The 12,409-nt window shown below is 55.0% G+C and carries 22 protein-coding genes and 4 pseudogenes; all 26 read right to left on the bottom strand.

The window, feature by feature from the left end; genetic code table 11:
* Positions 1 to 22 precede the first annotated feature (22 nt).
* Entirely contained in the window at positions 23 to 643 is a 621-nt protein-coding gene (gene rpsD, locus FDY98_RS01075) for a 30S ribosomal protein S4 (RefSeq protein ID WP_008959152.1), read from the bottom strand.
* 12 nt (positions 644 to 655) lie between these two features.
* Entirely contained in the window at positions 656 to 1,042 is a 387-nt protein-coding gene (rpsK, locus tag FDY98_RS01070; protein ID WP_007111985.1) for a 30S ribosomal protein S11, read from the bottom strand.
* Positions 1,043 to 1,081: 39 nt separating this feature from the next.
* Positions 1,082 to 1,438 carry a 30S ribosomal protein S13 gene (gene rpsM, locus FDY98_RS01065; RefSeq protein ID WP_022520863.1) on the bottom strand — a complete coding sequence of 119 codons (357 nt, stop codon included), beginning with the start codon at positions 1,436 to 1,438 and terminating at the stop codon, positions 1,082 to 1,084.
* A 123-nt stretch (positions 1,439 to 1,561) separates the two neighbouring features.
* Positions 1,562 to 1,675 carry a 50S ribosomal protein L36 gene (gene rpmJ / locus FDY98_RS01060; RefSeq protein ID WP_008959154.1) on the bottom strand — a complete coding sequence of 38 codons (114 nt, stop codon included), beginning with the start codon at positions 1,673 to 1,675 and terminating at the stop codon, positions 1,562 to 1,564.
* Positions 1,676 to 1,739: 64 nt separating this feature from the next.
* A complete protein-coding gene (secY, locus tag FDY98_RS01055) occupies positions 1,740 to 3,071 on the bottom strand; it encodes a preprotein translocase subunit SecY (protein ID WP_008959155.1) in 1,332 nt (443 codons plus the stop codon).
* Entirely contained in the window at positions 3,072 to 3,506 is a 435-nt protein-coding gene (rplO, locus tag FDY98_RS01050; RefSeq protein ID WP_009288138.1) for a 50S ribosomal protein L15, read from the bottom strand.
* A 3-nt stretch (positions 3,507 to 3,509) separates the two neighbouring features.
* The gene (gene rpmD / locus FDY98_RS01045; RefSeq protein ID WP_022520864.1) at positions 3,510 to 3,692 is read right to left on the bottom strand and encodes a 50S ribosomal protein L30; all 183 of its coding nucleotides are present in this window, start codon (positions 3,690 to 3,692) and stop codon (positions 3,510 to 3,512) included.
* A 6-nt stretch (positions 3,693 to 3,698) separates the two neighbouring features.
* Positions 3,699 to 4,199 carry a 30S ribosomal protein S5 gene (gene rpsE / locus FDY98_RS01040; protein ID WP_007111990.1) on the bottom strand — a complete coding sequence of 167 codons (501 nt, stop codon included), beginning with the start codon at positions 4,197 to 4,199 and terminating at the stop codon, positions 3,699 to 3,701.
* A gap of 11 nt (positions 4,200 to 4,210) precedes the next feature.
* Positions 4,211 to 4,561 (bottom strand): 50S ribosomal protein L18, encoded by a 351-nt coding sequence (gene rplR / locus FDY98_RS01035; protein WP_022520865.1) that lies wholly within the window; start codon positions 4,559 to 4,561, stop codon positions 4,211 to 4,213.
* Positions 4,562 to 4,570: 9 nt separating this feature from the next.
* Entirely contained in the window at positions 4,571 to 5,101 is a 531-nt protein-coding gene (gene rplF, locus FDY98_RS01030; protein WP_009288139.1) for a 50S ribosomal protein L6, read from the bottom strand.
* 9 nt (positions 5,102 to 5,110) lie between these two features.
* Positions 5,111 to 5,503 carry a 30S ribosomal protein S8 gene (gene rpsH, locus FDY98_RS01025; RefSeq protein ID WP_007111993.1) on the bottom strand — a complete coding sequence of 131 codons (393 nt, stop codon included), beginning with the start codon at positions 5,501 to 5,503 and terminating at the stop codon, positions 5,111 to 5,113.
* A 32-nt stretch (positions 5,504 to 5,535) separates the two neighbouring features.
* Positions 5,536 to 5,841: a 30S ribosomal protein S14 gene (rpsN, locus tag FDY98_RS01020; protein ID WP_022520866.1), complete on the bottom strand. Its 306-nt coding sequence runs from the start codon at positions 5,839 to 5,841 to the stop codon at positions 5,536 to 5,538.
* 10 nt (positions 5,842 to 5,851) lie between these two features.
* Complete coding sequence (gene rplE, locus FDY98_RS01015; RefSeq protein ID WP_007111995.1) at positions 5,852 to 6,391, bottom strand: 50S ribosomal protein L5; 540 nt, start codon at positions 6,389 to 6,391, stop codon at positions 5,852 to 5,854.
* Between the two features lie 18 nt (positions 6,392 to 6,409).
* On the bottom strand, positions 6,410 to 6,724 hold the full coding sequence (gene rplX, locus FDY98_RS01010; protein WP_007111996.1) for a 50S ribosomal protein L24: 315 nt from the start codon (positions 6,722 to 6,724) through the stop codon (positions 6,410 to 6,412).
* 14 nt (positions 6,725 to 6,738) lie between these two features.
* Positions 6,739 to 7,109 (bottom strand): annotated as a pseudogene (rplN, locus tag FDY98_RS01005) (50S ribosomal protein L14).
* A 49-nt stretch (positions 7,110 to 7,158) separates the two neighbouring features.
* Positions 7,159 to 7,419 (bottom strand): 30S ribosomal protein S17, encoded by a 261-nt coding sequence (rpsQ, locus tag FDY98_RS01000; RefSeq protein ID WP_007111998.1) that lies wholly within the window; start codon positions 7,417 to 7,419, stop codon positions 7,159 to 7,161.
* A gap of 1 nt (position 7,420) precedes the next feature.
* Positions 7,421 to 7,612 (bottom strand): 50S ribosomal protein L29, encoded by a 192-nt coding sequence (rpmC, locus tag FDY98_RS00995; protein WP_007111999.1) that lies wholly within the window; start codon positions 7,610 to 7,612, stop codon positions 7,421 to 7,423.
* Positions 7,612 to 8,024 (bottom strand): annotated as a pseudogene (gene rplP, locus FDY98_RS00990) (50S ribosomal protein L16). The gene rpmC and the pseudogene rplP overlap by 1 nt, the downstream one beginning before the upstream one ends.
* Before the next feature lie 15 nt (positions 8,025 to 8,039).
* Positions 8,040 to 8,740: pseudogene (gene rpsC, locus FDY98_RS00985) on the bottom strand (30S ribosomal protein S3).
* A gap of 10 nt (positions 8,741 to 8,750) precedes the next feature.
* The gene (rplV, locus tag FDY98_RS00980) at positions 8,751 to 9,083 is read right to left on the bottom strand and encodes a 50S ribosomal protein L22 (RefSeq protein ID WP_007112002.1); all 333 of its coding nucleotides are present in this window, start codon (positions 9,081 to 9,083) and stop codon (positions 8,751 to 8,753) included.
* Between the two features lie 29 nt (positions 9,084 to 9,112).
* Positions 9,113 to 9,376: pseudogene (rpsS, locus tag FDY98_RS00975) on the bottom strand (30S ribosomal protein S19); the annotation flags it as partial.
* Positions 9,377 to 9,409: 33 nt separating this feature from the next.
* The gene (gene rplB, locus FDY98_RS00970) at positions 9,410 to 10,240 is read right to left on the bottom strand and encodes a 50S ribosomal protein L2 (RefSeq protein WP_008959166.1); all 831 of its coding nucleotides are present in this window, start codon (positions 10,238 to 10,240) and stop codon (positions 9,410 to 9,412) included.
* Positions 10,241 to 10,257: 17 nt separating this feature from the next.
* Positions 10,258 to 10,554, bottom strand: a complete 297-nt coding sequence (rplW, locus tag FDY98_RS00965; protein ID WP_008959167.1) for a 50S ribosomal protein L23 — start codon at positions 10,552 to 10,554, stop codon at positions 10,258 to 10,260.
* Positions 10,551 to 11,156: a 50S ribosomal protein L4 gene (gene rplD, locus FDY98_RS00960; RefSeq protein ID WP_007112005.1), complete on the bottom strand. Its 606-nt coding sequence runs from the start codon at positions 11,154 to 11,156 to the stop codon at positions 10,551 to 10,553. Before rplD ends, rplW begins: the two co-directional genes overlap by 4 nt.
* Before the next feature lie 15 nt (positions 11,157 to 11,171).
* Positions 11,172 to 11,810 (bottom strand): 50S ribosomal protein L3, encoded by a 639-nt coding sequence (gene rplC / locus FDY98_RS00955; protein WP_009288142.1) that lies wholly within the window; start codon positions 11,808 to 11,810, stop codon positions 11,172 to 11,174.
* Between the two features lie 160 nt (positions 11,811 to 11,970).
* The gene (gene rpsJ, locus FDY98_RS00950; RefSeq protein ID WP_007112007.1) at positions 11,971 to 12,282 is read right to left on the bottom strand and encodes a 30S ribosomal protein S10; all 312 of its coding nucleotides are present in this window, start codon (positions 12,280 to 12,282) and stop codon (positions 11,971 to 11,973) included.
* Positions 12,283 to 12,409: the final 127 nt, after the last annotated feature.

The following is a 12,409-nucleotide window of genomic DNA, read 5'->3' as shown; positions in this document are numbered from 1 at the left end:
TTGACAAGAAACAGAAAACTGCTTACTTGGAGTACAGCTCGACGATCAGGTTTTCGTTGATGTCGGCAGACAGGTCACCGCGTTCAGGCAGAGCCTTGAAAGTGCCTTCCATCTTCTTGGCGTCGATTTCGATCCAAGCGATATCGCCACGGTTGGCCGCAATGGACAACGCGCTTTGAATACGTGCTTGGTTTTTCGCCTTTTCGCGAATGGAAACAACGTCACCCGGCTTCACTTGATAGGAAGCAACGTTAACGGTGCGGCCGTTCACGGAAATCGCTTTGTGGCTGACCAGCTGACGCGCTTCAGAGCGAGTCGAGCCGAAGCCCATGCGGTAGACGACATTATCCAGTCGGGATTCGAGCAACTGCAACAATACTTCACCGGTCGCACCTTTCAGGCGAGCGGCTTCTTTGTAGTAGTTACGGAACTGTTTTTCGAGTACGCCATACATGCGACGTACTTTTTGCTTCTCGCGAAGCTGCAAGCCGTAGTCTGAAAGACGCTGACGACGCTGGCCGTGTACACCCGGGATCTGCTCGGATTTACACTTTTTCTCGAAGGGAGTAACACCACTCTTCAAAAAGAGGTCGGTGCCTTCACGACGAGACAGTTTGCACTTCGGTCCAATATAACGAGCCATGAATCTGTCTCCTTAAACGCGGCGTTTCTTAGGCGGACGGCAGCCATTATGGGGAATGGGCGTCGCGTCTACGATGCTTTGCACGCGGAAGCCGGCGGCATTCAGTGCGCGCACGGCGGATTCACGACCGGGACCTGGGCCTTTAACCAGTACATCTACGTTTTTCACACCATACTCGGCTGCAGCAGTTGCTGCACGTTCGCTTGCCACTTGAGCAGCGAACGGGGTGCTCTTGCGAGAACCACGAAAACCCGAACCACCGGCAGTCGCCCAAGAAAGAGCGTTGCCCTGGCGGTCTGTGATCGTCACGATCGTGTTGTTAAAAGAGGCATGGATATGCGCAATCGCATCCACTACCTGCTTTTTAACCTTTTTACGGTTACTACGCGGGTTAGCCATGTTGATGTCTATTCCTGTCTTTACGCCAGAACGTGCGTGTTATTTGCGGATCGGCTTACGCGGGCCCTTACGGGTGCGCGCGTTAGTCTTAGTCCGCTGACCACGCAGCGGAAGACTACGACGATGACGCAGACCACGGTAGCAGCCTAAGTCCATGAGACGCTTAATGTTAAGCGTGACATCACGACGAAGGTCGCCTTCTACGGTGTACTTGCCAACTTCAGAACGCAGGGTGTCGACTTCTTCAGAAGACAGATCCTGGATCTTGGCAGTAGGCGCGATACCGGCTGCAGCACAGATGTGCTCAGCACGGGTACGGCCAATCCCGAAGATATAGGTCAGCGAGATCGCCGCATGCTTGTTGTCCGGGATATTGACGCCTGCAATACGGGCCATCAGCTTACTCCGAAATTTGAGCGGCTTGCTCGTTTATTCATCTACAAAAGGCGCAACAGCATACCCCATCATTTGCCCTAAGGCAAGGGGTATGCTGGCACCCGCTTAATACAACCCAGGCTATTAACCCTGGCGTTGTTTGTGCCGTGGCTCGCTGCAGATGACGCGGACAGCGCCATTGCGACGAATGATCTTGCAGTTACGGCACATTTTCTTTACGGAAGCTCGAACTTTCATCGATCTTTCTCCAAAAACCGGCTCGCGGCGCGCCCTCTCTAACTAAATAGGGGTGGACGGCGCCTCAGCGCATGATACCGCCGCTACCGTAGCCTTTCAGGTTGGACTTCTTCATCACTGAGTCATACTGATGCGACATGAGATGCGACTGCACCTGGGCCATGAAGTCCATGATGACCACGACTACGATTAACAACGAGGTACCGCCGAAGAAAAACGGCACGTTCCACGCCACAATCAAGAACTGGGGCATCAAGGAAACCGCAGTGATATACAAGGCACCGAACAGGGTCAAACGTGTCATGACCTTGTCGATATAGCGAGCGGTCTGCTCGCCGGGGCGAATGCCCGGCAGGAAAGCGCCTGACTTTTTAAGATTGTCAGCCACATCCTTGGGGTTGAAGACCAGCGCTGTGTAAAAGAAGCAGAAGAATACCACTGCCGCCGCGAAAAGCAAGATGTAAAGCGGTTGACCTGGGCCTAATGCCTGAGATGCACGCTGCAACCACTCCATACCTTCACCGGCACCTACCCACTGACCAATAGAGGCCGGGAAAAGCAGGATACTGGAGGCAAAAATCGCCGGAATAACACCGGCCATGTTGACCTTCAAAGGCAGGTAGCTACTTTGCCCTGCATACATCTTATTGCCCACTTGTCGCCGAGGGTAATTAACTTTAAGACGGCGTTGGCCGCGCTCAATGAAAACCACAAAGGCGACAGTCGCAATACCTAACACTGACAGCGCTAACAGCGGCAGAACATTCCAGGCCCCTTCATTACGGGCAAGCTCGAAGGCTTGGCCCACGGCACTGGGCAGTCCAGCGACAATACCGGCGAAGATCAGCAGCGAAATACCGTTGCCGATGCCCTTCTCGGTAATCTGCTCACCTAGCCACATCATAAACACCGCGCCCGATACAAACGTAATCACGGCGGTGAAATAGAAGCTGAAGTCAGCACTGTACGCGATGCCTTGGCTAGCCAGACCGACGGACATGCCGGTAGCCTGGACAAACGCCAGTATCACCGTGCCGTAGCGGGTGTACTGGCTAATCTTGCGGCGGCCAGCCTCACCCTCTTTCTTGAGCTGCTCAAGATGAGGGGAGACCGCAGTCATGAGCTGCATGATAATCGACGCCGATATATAGGGCATGATACCCAGGGCGAGAACACTCATGCGCTCCAGGGCGCCACCCGAGAACATGTTAAACATGCCCAGAATGGTGCCCTGTTGCTCCCTAAACAAGGCAGCAAGCTGGTCAGGATTGATACCGGGAACGGGAATGTGGGCACCAATACGGTACACCACGATGGCGAGGAGCACGAAGCGCAAACGCGCCCACAGTTCACTCAGACCGCTGCCCATCGCCGGCATTTTTCCTGACTTGGCCATTTAGTCCTCTACCTTGCCGCCAGCGGCTTCGATCGCTTCACGGGCACCTTTGGTGACCTTGATTCCGCGAACGGTAACCGCCGTTTTCAGTTCGCCAGAAAGGATGATCTTCGCGTGTAGCGTAGAGTCCTTTAGCACGTTGGCTTCTTTCAAAGATGCCAGGGTGACTTCGCCACCGGCAACTTTAGCAAGCTCAGCCAGGCGTACTTCTTCAGAGACCAGAGATTTTGCAGACGTAAAGCCAAATTTCGGCAAACGACGCTGCAAAGGCATCTGACCGCCTTCGAAACCGGGCTTAACACTGCCGCCACTACGTGACTTCTGACCTTTGTGACCACGGCCACCGGTCTTACCAAGACCGGAACCGATGCCACGACCAACGCGCTTTGCAGCGTGTTTGGAGCCCGGAGCCGGGCTTAGGTTATTGAGTTTCATGGATTACTCTCCCTCAACGCGCACAAGGTAGTTCACCTTGTGGATCATGCCGCGTACGGCAGGGGTGTCTTCCAGTTCAACCGTATGACCGATGCGACGCAGGCCCAAGCCTTTCATAGTAGCCTTGTGCTTGGGCATAATGCCGATGGTGCTGCGGATCTGGGTAACCTTGATCGTTGCTGCCATGGTGCCTTACCCCGTGATCGCTTCGACAGACAGACCGCGCTTGGCGGCCACGTCTTCCGGTGCTTGCATGGAGGAGAGACCTTTAACAGTCGCTCGTACCACGTTAACCGGGTTGGTGGAACCGTAGCACTTGGCCAGTACGTCGTGGACACCGGCGAGCTCTAATACAGAGCGCATGGCGCCACCGGCGATGATACCGGTACCTTCGGAAGCCGGCTGCATGTACACCTTGGAAGCACCGTGACGGGCTTTGACCGGGTACTGCAGCGTATGGCCAGCAAGGTTCACCTTGACCATGTTGCGACGAGCTTGATCCATCGCTTTCTGGATTGCGACAGGCACTTCACGCGCCTTGCCACGACCGAAACCGACACGACCTTTACCATCACCAACGACGGTCAGTGCGGTGAAGCCGAAAATACGACCACCCTTGACCACCTTGGCGACGCGGTTGACCTGCACTAACTTCTCTTGCAGATCACCGCTTTGCTGTTCGTTCTTCGCCATCGTAAAACCCTTTAGAATTCCAGGCCGCCTTCACGTGCGGCGTCGGCCAGCGCCTTGACGCGGCCGTGATACTTAAAGCCAGCACGGTCGAAGGCCACCTGGGTGATGCCTGCTTCTTTAGCGCGTTCAGCAATCAGAGCACCCACTTTAGAGGCCGCATCTGAGTTGCCGGTCGCACCCTCGCGCAGTACTTTGTCCAGCGTAGAAGCACTGGCTAGCACTTTGCCACCATCCGGCGAGATAATCTGCGCATAGATGTGACGCGGGGTACGGTTGACGCACAGGCGATACACGCCCAGCTCGCGGATCTTTGCGCGAGCGCGGCGGGCACGACGGAGACGAGATTCTTTCTTCGCGTTCATAACCCTGCCTTACTTCTTCTTGGCTTCTTTGCGACGCACCTGCTCGTCGGCGTACCGAACACCCTTGCCTTTATACGGCTCGGGGGGACGGAAGGCGCGGATTTCCGCGGCGCACTGGCCGAGCATCTGCTTATCCGCGCTTTTCAGCACGATAACGGTGTTCTTCGGCGTTTCCGCTGAGACACCTTTAGGCAGTTCATAGTCGACCGGGTGCGAGAAGCCCAGTGAAAGATTGAGCGTCTGGCCCTTAGCTTGGGCACGATAACCGACGCCAACAATTTCGAGAGTTCTTGTGAAACCCTCGGATACGCCCGTTACCAGGTTCTGAACTAAGGCGCGGGTAGTACCGGCCATGGCCCAGCTCTTGGCAGACTCACTCGGGGCGAAGGTCAGCTGGCCATCTTCTTGACCGACCACTACATCAGAGTGGATGGTCATAGATAGCGTGCCCTGGCCGCCTTTGGCGGTCAGCTGGTCAGCATTGATTTTAATCTCAACGCCGGCAGGCACTTTAACCGGATATTTCGCTATGCGGGACATTCCAGCCTCCTAGAATACGGTGCAGATGACTTCGCCACCGACACCCGCTTGGCGCGCGGCACGATCGGTCATGACACCATTGGATGTGGTGACAATCGCGATACCCAGGCCATCGGCAACCTTAGGCAAGTTATCCTTGCCCATGTAGCGGCGCAGGGACGGCTTGGAAACCCGCTGAATGTGCTCAATGACCGGCTTACCCTCAAAGTACTTGAGAGTTACGGTTAGCTCGGGCTTAGCGCCCTCCGCTACCGCAAAGTCGGCAATGTAGCCTTCTTCCTTTAGCACTCGGGCCACTTGCACTTTCAACTTGGAGGACGGCATGGTAGCCGTCTCCTTGGTGGCCATCTGCGCATTGCGGATACGTGTAAACATATCCGCCAGAGTGTCTTGCATGCTCATTTAATGTGCGCTCCTGATAATTCTACGTGGCGTTACCAACTGGATTTTTTCAACCCAGGAACGTCGCCACGCATGGCGGCTTCACGCAGCTTGTTACGGCCAAGGCCGAACTTGTTGTAAAAACCGTGCGGACGACCGGTGATACGGCAGCGGTTACGCTGACGCACCGGGCTTGAGTCGCGCGGCAGTTGCTGCAGCTTCAGCGTCGCCTCGAAGCGGTCTTCCTCAGACGTGTTCACATCTGAGATGATCTTCTTGAGTTCAGCGCGCTTGGTCGCATACTTCGCGACCAGCTGAGTACGCTTAAGCTCACGCTCTACCATACTTTTCTTAGCCATGATCTCGCCCCTATTTCTTGAACGGGAAGTTCAGCGCGGTTAGTAGCGCGCGACCTTCCTCGTCGGTTTTGGCGGTCGTAGTGATAGTGACGTCCAACCCCCGGATGCGATCGATTTTATCATACTCGATCTCCGGGAAGATGATCTGCTCACGCACACCCATGGAGTAGTTACCACGACCGTCGAAAGACTTCGGGTTGAGACCACGGAAGTCACGCACGCGGGGAATCGCGATGTAAACCAAACGGTCCAAGAAGTCCCACATACGCTCAGCGCGCAGAGTTACCTTGATGCCGATTGGCCAACCTTCGCGCACCTTGAAGCCCGCGATGGACTTACGTGCCTTGGTCACCAGCGGTTTTTGACCAGAGAGTTTCTCTAGATCGCCGATGGCATTGTCAATCAACTTTTTATCGTTGACTGCTTCGCCGATACCCATGTTCAGAGTCACTTTCGTGATCCGGGGTACCTGCATAACGTTGGCATAGCTGAACTCTTCTTTGAGTTGAGCTGCTACCTCGTTTTGATAACGTTCTTTCAAGTTCGCCATTGTGCTACCCGACTCGCGTTAGGCGTCGATCTGCGTCTGCGTCGACTTGTAGATACGTACCTTGGTACCGTCTTCCTTCACTTGGAAGCCGACGCGATCCGCCTTACCGGTCTCCGAATTGAAGATGGCTACGTTGGACGCGTGAATCGGAGCCTCACGCTCGACGATACCGCCCTGATTACCCGCCATGGGATTTGGCTTGGTGTGACGTTTAATCATGTTCACACCGGACACCAAAAAGCGGTTTTCTAATACCCGCTTAACGGTGCCACGCTTGCCTTTATCCTTCCCGGCGATGACGATGACTTCATCGTCACGTTTGATCTTTTGCATATCCGCCTCGCTCCTTACAGCACTTCAGGCGCTAAGGAAATGATCTTCATGAACTTTTCATTACGAAGTTCACGAGTCACCGGCCCAAAAATACGGGTACCGATGGGCTGTTCGTTGGTGTTATTCAACAAAACTGCCGCATTTCCATCGAAACGGATGAGCGAACCGTCGGGACGACGGACGCCACTACGGGTCCGGACCACGACCGCTTTTAGCACTGGCCTTTTTTGACCTTGCCACGCGGAATCGCTTCCTTAACCGTGACCTTGATGATATCACCAACGCGAGCGTAACGACGATGTGAACCGCCTAACACCTTGATGCACTGCACCCGGCGCGCTCCGCTGTTGTCGGCGACATCCAGCATTGTCTGAGTCTGAATCATCGGTTTTCTCCAAACCTAATCTGACTGCACTGATTGACAGGCCTTGGGATTAACCCTTGGCGTGTTCAACCACCTCGACCAGCGTCCAGGCTTTCTTCTTGGAAAGCGGACGGCACTCCTGAATGGAAACCGTATCGCCTGCCTTAGCCTGGTTCGCCTCATCATGGGCGTGCAGCTTGGTGGAGCGCTTAACGTATTTTCCGTAGATCGGGTGACGCTCGCGCCGCTCGATCATGACGACGATGGACTTGTCCATCTTATCGCTCACCACTTTACCGGTGAGCGTACGCTTTGTGTTTTCTTCGGCCATCTCAATCACCTGCCTTCTCGTTGAGCAAAGTCTTAACGCGGGCGATATCCCGGCGGACCTGCTTGAGCAGATGAGTCTGGCTCAGTTGGCCAGTGGCCTTCTGCATGCGCAGGTTAAACTGCTCGCGGAGGAGTTCGAGGAGTTGCTCCTGGAGCTCTCCTGCGGACTTTTCACGAATTTCCTGGGCTTTCATCACATCACCGTCCGTTTCGCAAAGGTGGTGGATAAGGGCATTTTCTGTGCGGCAAGCTCAAACGCTTCACGAGCGAGCTCTTCCGACACGCCTTCAATTTCATACAGGACCCGACCCGGTTGGATCTGGGCAACCCAGTTACTCAACAGAACCTTTACCTTTACCCATACGAACTTCAGGCGGCTTCTTGGAGATCGGCTTATCAGGGAAGACGCGGATCCAGATTTTACCGCCACGCTTTACGTGACGTTGATCGCACGACGGCCTGCTTCGATCTGACGCGCAGTGATGCGGCCGCGACCAGTAGCTTTAAGGCCGTATTCCCCGAAGCTGATCTTGCTTCCGCGATGCGCCAGGCACGGTTGCGGCCTTTCATCATCTTGCGGAATTTCATACGCTTGGGCTGTAACATCGACTCGCTCTCCCCTTACCTGGAACCTTTCTTCTTGGGCGCGTTGCCGGCAGGCTGTTGTTAGCCTTGGCACGTACTTCCTCAATACCGCCGAGGATTTCACCCTTGAAGATCCACACTTTGACGCCGATAACGCCATAGGTGGTGTGAGCTTCGTAAGTGGCGTAGTCGATATCCGCACGCAACGTGTGCAGCGGAACGCGACCTTCGCGGTACCATTCGGTACGTGCGATTTCAGCGCCACCAAGACGACCTGACAGCTGAATCTTGATGCCACCAGCGCCAAGACGCATTGCGTTCTGTACCGCGCGCTTCATAGCACGACGGAACATGACGCGACGCTCAAGCTGACCCGCTACGTTAGCAGCGACTAGCTTGGCATCCAGCTCCGGCTTGCGAACTTCTTCGATGTTCACATGCACGGGAACGCCCATCATCTGAGTGAGATCGCGACGCAGACGGTCGACATCTTCACCTTTCTTACCAATCACGATACCCGGACGGGCAGTGTGAATGGTGATGCGGGCATTGTTCGCCGGACGCTCGATGTGGATGCGGCTAACAGAGGCGCTTTTAAGACGCTCTTCCAGGAAGCTACGCACTTCGAGATCGTTATTGAGCTTATCGGCGTAAGCGCCGCGCTCAGCATACCAGACAGAAGCATGGTCTTTGACGATGCCCAGTCGAATGCCTGTTGGATTGACTTTCTGACCCATCGGTCGACTCCTACTTCTCGGCTACCTTGACGGTGATGTGGCACGTGCGCTTCAAGATACGATCCGCACGCCCCTTGGCACGCGGCTTGATACGCTTGAGCGTCATGCCCTCATCGACGCAGATGGTCGAGACACGCAGCTCGTCAATATCCATGCCGTTATTTTCTTCCGCGTTTGCAATCGCGGATTGCAGCACCTTCTTAACCAGCTTGGCAGCCTTCTTCGGTGAGAAGGTCAGCAGGTCGAGTGCCTCGGCGACAGGTTTACCGCGCACCTGGTCAGCCACCAAACGGGCCTTCTGGGCGGATAAACGAGCGCCAAGCAGCTTAGCTGTGACTTCCATCTCTCAATCCTCTCTGGCTTACCGTTTGGCTTTTTATCCGCCGCATGCCCGCGATAAGTGCGAGTAGCAGCGAATTCGCCCAATTTGTGGCCAACCATTTCCTCGGAGACGTGCACCGGGACGTGTTGGCGACCGTTATGGACCGCGATAGTGAGGCCTACCATATTGGGCAGGATCATAGAACGACGCGACCAAGTCTTGATCGGTTTGCGATCGTTCTTCTCCACTGCAACCTCTACCTTCTTCAAAAGATGAAGGTCAATGAAGGGACCTTTCTTTAGTGAACGTGGCACAGCCGTTACCTCTTAATGTCTTGGCAATGTAGATCAACGCGTCTTATTACGACGACGAATGATCAGCTTGTCGGTGCGCTTGTTCTTACGCGTCTTGTGACCCTTAGTCGGCACACCCCATGGGGATACCGGGTGACGACCACCACTGGTGCGGCCTTCGCCACCACCGTGCGGGTGATCGACTGGGTTCATCGCGACACCGCGAACAGTCGGACGCACACCTCTCCAGCGCTTCGCACCGGCCTTGCCAAGTTGACGCAGGCTGTGCTCTGAGTTGCTCACTTCACCCAAGGTCGCGCGGCACTCGGCCAACACTTTACGCATTTCGCCAGAGCGAAGACGCAGGGTGGCATAGTTACCTTCACGAGCAACCAGCTGGGCGCTTGTACCGGCACTGCGAGCAATCTGCGCGCCTTTACCCGGCTTGAGTTCGATGCAGTGCACCGTAGAACCCAACGGGACGTTGCGCAGCGGCAAGGCATTGCCTTTCTTGATTGACGCGTTAACACCAGATTCCAGCACGTCACCCGCGCTGACACCTTTCGGTGCAATGATGTAACGACGCTCACCATCGGCATACTTCAGCAGCGCAATGTGCGCACTGCGGTTGGGATCGTGCTCAAGACGCTCAACGGTGGCAGGAATGCCATCCTTGGTGCGTTTGAAATCGATCAACCGATAGTGGTGACGATGACCACCGCCCACGTGGCGGGTGGTGATACGACCGTAGTTGTTACGGCCGCCGGACTTGGACTGTTTTTCTAAAAGCGGTGCATAGGCACGGCCTTTAAACAGTTCCTCGCCAACGATCTTGACGACGTGGCGACGACCGGCGGAAGTGGGTTTGGTCTTGACGATTGCCATTATCCGTACTCCTGCCCTTATTCGGCGCCAGAGAAGTCTTCGAGCGTTTCACCCGCAGCCAGGGTCACATACGCTTTGCGATAACCCTTACGCAGGCCAACGCCGTTCGCAGTACGTTTTGTTTTACCCTTCATGTTCAGTACCTGAACACTACCGACCTTTTTGCCGAAAAGTGCTTCAACGGCCTTTTTGATCTCGGGCTTGGTAGCATCAGATGCCACCTTGAAAACGTACTGGTTGCGCTCGGCTGCCATTGCGGCCTTTTCGGTCACGTGCGGCCCAAGCAGAACCTTAAATACGCGTTCCTGGTTCATGCCAGCTTCTCCTCGAATTTACGCAGGGCGGAGACGGTAATCAGCACCTTATCAAAGGCTACCAGGCTTACCGGGTCAGCTGCCGCGACATCCACCACGTCAACGTGGGGAAGGTTGCGTGCGGCCAAATAGAGCTTCTCGTCAACTTCTTCAGTGACGATCAACACTTTTTCAAGGTTGAGCTCTTTTAGCTTGGCAGCTACCTGCTTGGTCTTAGGCGCATCGACGACGAACTCTTCAATCGCGACTAAACGCTCTTGACGTACCAGCTCTGACAAGATGGAGCGCATGGCAGCGCGGTACATCTTGCGGTTAACCTTCTGGGTGTAGTCTTGCGGACGCGCCGCGAAGGTTACGCCACCACTACGCCATAGCGGAGAGCGGATGGTACCGGCACGTGCACGACCGGTGCCTTTCTGACGCCACGGCTTTTTACCACCGCCACGAACGTCGGAACGACTCTTTTGTGCGCGGGTTCCCTGACGACCAGCCGCCAAATAGGCAGTGACAACCTGGTGAACCAGCGCTTCGTTGAATTCTTTGCCAAAAGTGGCGTCGGCTACTTCAACGGTACCCGCGCCTGCAGCAAGATTCAGATTCATTGGTAATTATCCCCTTCAGCCTGCTTTCACGGCGCTGCGAACGATAACGTCACTACCGGGAGCACCCGGTACGGCGCCTTTAATCAGCAGCAGGTTACGCTCGGCGTCGACACGGACGATCTCAAGGCTCTGCACGGTGCAACGGGCGTTACCCATTTGACCGGCCATCTTTTTGCCTTTGAAAACGCGACCCGGAGTCTGACACATGCCGATAGAACCCGGCGCGCGATGCGACAGAGAGTTACCGTGAGTCATATCTTGGGTACGGAAATTCCAGCGTTTAACAGCACCCTGGAAGCCTTTACCCTTAGAGGTGCCAGTCACGTCAACCATTTGACCAGCTTCGAAGAGGGATACGGTGAGTTCGCCGCCTACTTCAGGAATCTCTTCGCCTTCTGCAAGACGAAATTCCATCAGTGCACGACCAGCTTCAACACCCGCCTTGGCAAACTGACCCGCTTGCGCTTTGGTGAGGTGCTTAGCTTTACGAGAGCCAGATGTGACCTGAATCGCTGCGTAACCGTCAGACTCGACAGATTTAACGCGTGTAACACGATTAGGATCAACTTCAATAACGGTTACGGGCACAGACGCGCCGTCTTCGGTAAAGACACGGGTCATCCCGGCCTTTTTACCGACTAAACCGATAGTCATACTCAGTCTCCTATAGTGTACGGGGCTATCACCCGCTATGGCTGCCCTTTCCAGAGCATTCCACTAGCACATTGTATGGCGCCTCACGGCGCGGCGGCTGCTGCTCATGCTAGCTCTTTACAAAGAACGATGAGCGCTGGGCCGCAAGTGACTAGTGTAATTAGTTGAGTTTGATTTGCACGTCAACGCCTGCGGCGAGATCAAGCTTCATCAAAGCATCAACAGTTTTTTCAGTCGGCTCAACAATGTCGAGCACACGCTTGTGCGTACGAATCTCATACTGGTCACGCGCATCTTTGTTGACGTGCGGTGAGATCAGAATGGTGTAACGCTCGCGGTTGGTCGGCAGCGGAATCGGACCACGAACCTGAGCACCAGTACGTTTAGCGGTTTCAACAATCTCCGCTGTAGACTGGTCGATCAGGCGATGGTCGAAAGCTTTCAACCGAATGCGAATCTTTTGGTTCTGCATTTGCCCTAAACTCCAATGGATGTCGACGGCGCGAGCCGTCTACCCACGCATTCAAAGGATGCGCATTATAGGCACGCCAAAAGCCCATGTCAAACATTTGCTGTTGGTGCGCAGAAAAGGGGGCTCA

This window comes from Halomonas sp. PA16-9 (assembly GCF_009728585.1).
Taxonomy (GTDB): domain Bacteria; phylum Pseudomonadota; class Gammaproteobacteria; order Pseudomonadales; family Halomonadaceae; genus Vreelandella; species Vreelandella titanicae.
Note: the sequence above shows the minus strand (reverse complement) of the source record. Positions and strands in the feature narration are given on the sequence as shown.

Bases quoted from the DNA above. Each gene is read 5' to 3' on its own strand.
- rpsD (WP_008959152.1), bottom strand. From the start codon at position 643: ATGGCTCGTTATATTGGACCGAAGTGCAAACTGTCTCGTCGTGAAGGC.
- rpsK (WP_007111985.1), bottom strand. From the start codon at position 1,042: ATGGCTAACCCGCGTAGTAACCGTAAAAAGGTTAAAAAGCAGGTAGTG.
- rpsM (WP_022520863.1), bottom strand. From the start codon at position 1,438: ATGGCCCGTATTGCAGGCGTCAATATCCCGGACAACAAGCATGCGGCG.
- rpmJ (WP_008959154.1), bottom strand. From the start codon at position 1,675: ATGAAAGTTCGAGCTTCCGTAAAGAAAATGTGCCGTAACTGCAAGATC.
- secY (WP_008959155.1), bottom strand. From the start codon at position 3,071: ATGGCCAAGTCAGGAAAAATGCCGGCGATGGGCAGCGGTCTGAGTGAA.
- rplO (WP_009288138.1), bottom strand. From the start codon at position 3,506: ATGAAACTCAATAACCTAAGCCCGGCTCCGGGCTCCAAACACGCTGCA.
- rpmD (WP_022520864.1), bottom strand. From the start codon at position 3,692: ATGGCAGCAACGATCAAGGTTACCCAGATCCGCAGCACCATCGGCATT.
- rpsE (WP_007111990.1), bottom strand. From the start codon at position 4,199: ATGGCGAAGAACGAACAGCAAAGCGGTGATCTGCAAGAGAAGTTAGTG.
- rplR (WP_022520865.1), bottom strand. From the start codon at position 4,561: ATGAACGCGAAGAAAGAATCTCGTCTCCGTCGTGCCCGCCGCGCTCGC.
- rplF (WP_009288139.1), bottom strand. From the start codon at position 5,101: ATGTCCCGCATAGCGAAATATCCGGTTAAAGTGCCTGCCGGCGTTGAG.
- rpsH (WP_007111993.1), bottom strand. From the start codon at position 5,503: ATGAGCATGCAAGACACTCTGGCGGATATGTTTACACGTATCCGCAAT.
- rpsN (WP_022520866.1), bottom strand. From the start codon at position 5,841: ATGGCTAAGAAAAGTATGGTAGAGCGTGAGCTTAAGCGTACTCAGCTG.
- rplE (WP_007111995.1), bottom strand. From the start codon at position 6,391: ATGGCGAACTTGAAAGAACGTTATCAAAACGAGGTAGCAGCTCAACTC.
- rplX (WP_007111996.1), bottom strand. From the start codon at position 6,724: ATGCAAAAGATCAAACGTGACGATGAAGTCATCGTCATCGCCGGGAAG.
- rpsQ (WP_007111998.1), bottom strand. From the start codon at position 7,419: ATGGCCGAAGAAAACACAAAGCGTACGCTCACCGGTAAAGTGGTGAGC.
- rpmC (WP_007111999.1), bottom strand. From the start codon at position 7,612: ATGAAAGCCCAGGAAATTCGTGAAAAGTCCGCAGGAGAGCTCCAGGAG.
- rplV (WP_007112002.1), bottom strand. From the start codon at position 9,083: ATGGAAGTCACAGCTAAGCTGCTTGGCGCTCGTTTATCCGCCCAGAAG.
- rplB (WP_008959166.1), bottom strand. From the start codon at position 10,240: ATGGCAATCGTCAAGACCAAACCCACTTCCGCCGGTCGTCGCCACGTC.
- rplW (WP_008959167.1), bottom strand. From the start codon at position 10,554: ATGAACCAGGAACGCGTATTTAAGGTTCTGCTTGGGCCGCACGTGACC.
- rplD (WP_007112005.1), bottom strand. From the start codon at position 11,156: ATGAATCTGAATCTTGCTGCAGGCGCGGGTACCGTTGAAGTAGCCGAC.
- rplC (WP_009288142.1), bottom strand. From the start codon at position 11,810: ATGACTATCGGTTTAGTCGGTAAAAAGGCCGGGATGACCCGTGTCTTT.
- rpsJ (WP_007112007.1), bottom strand. From the start codon at position 12,282: ATGCAGAACCAAAAGATTCGCATTCGGTTGAAAGCTTTCGACCATCGC.